Below are 1292 nucleotides of genomic sequence, written 5' to 3' on the forward strand. Positions count from 1 at the left end.
TTCATAAGCTAAACGTTGATATGCCCTTGACAAGCTAGGAGCATTTTGTTATTGTAAAAGTCAACACAGGGGGAGGACATCACCTCTGTCAAAACAGCGGTCAGGGCTTCCCTGGCTGAAGAATCCCTATAAGTCCCGTAAGGGCAACGTCGGGAGTATGTCAAGCCCTCTCTCCTAGATAACTAAAGCCTTCTTCTTTTGCCATAAATTCAGAATTTTTAAAAAGACCAGTGGATTTTTTAAAAAGTAGAGGTAGGTTTTCAATTGAGTAAAATCTCTAGAAAACCCACCTCTAAATTTTTTTTAATTCCGAAGATACTGGAATTAATATTATTTTGCTGCTTTAATACATTTCTCTACTAATGGCGTTACCTGCTCAACATCTTTCCAACCAAGTATTTCTGTCACCTTTTTTTCTAGATTTTTGTAGCTTCTGAAAAATTCGGCTATTTCTTCTAGTTTATGAGGTGCTACATCCTTGAGAGATTTAACTTCAGTGTAGCGTGGGTCTTTATCTGGAACGCAGAGAATTTTTTCATCCCTATCCCCTCCATCAATCATCTCCAACATTCCGATTGGTCTTGCTGCAATAACGCATCCAGGAAATGTTGGCTCATCCATAATTACCATTCCATCAAGGGGGTCGCCATCATCTGCCAAGGTGTTAGGGACAAACCCATAATCGTAAGGATATTGTACGGAAGAATATAGTACGCGGTCAAGGGCAAAAGCTTGTAAATCTTTATCAAACTCGTATTTATTTTTGCTTCCGCCAGGAATTTCTATCAGGACACTTATTAGTCCGGGTTTTGGTTGAGCTGGAATTAGCGATAAATCCACAAAATTTCTCCATTATTAACTAAAAAGAGTATATCAATAGTTGACAAGATAAGAAAATTGATGCCTCTGGAAAATTCCTGGCAACAAACGACTAATATTTAGGCAAACTTTTGAGAATTTTATCCCCCTGATTTTTACCACCTAACTTTCCAGTAAAAGAGAAATTTCTCTGACGTCTAATTCTCCGGCAAAACCAGTAGGAAAATTCCAGAGACTTTCTCCAGAATTATTTTTTTAGGATAATCAGAAAAATTGAGTGTCGTGGAAAATTCCTGGCAACAGACGACTAATATTTAGGCAAACTTTTGAGAATTTTATCCCCCTGATTTTTACCACCTAACTTTCGAGCAAAAGAGAAATTTCTCTGACGTCTAATTCTCCGGCAAACCGAGTCGGAAAATTTCAGAGACTTTCCCCAGAATTATTTTTTTAGGATAATCAGAAAAATTGAG

Annotated in this window: 1 protein-coding gene; it reads right to left on the minus strand. The window is 37.6% G+C overall.

The window, feature by feature from the left end:
• Window positions 1-330: 330 nt before the first annotated feature.
• On the minus strand, window positions 331-840 hold the full coding sequence (locus F6K40_RS40260) for an inorganic diphosphatase (RefSeq protein ID WP_293145959.1): 510 nt from the start codon (window positions 838-840) through the stop codon (window positions 331-333).
• Window positions 841-1292 lie beyond the last annotated feature (452 nt).

This window comes from Okeania sp. SIO3I5, assembly GCF_010672085.1.
In the GTDB taxonomy this organism is placed as follows: domain Bacteria; phylum Cyanobacteriota; class Cyanobacteriia; order Cyanobacteriales; family Microcoleaceae; genus Trichodesmium.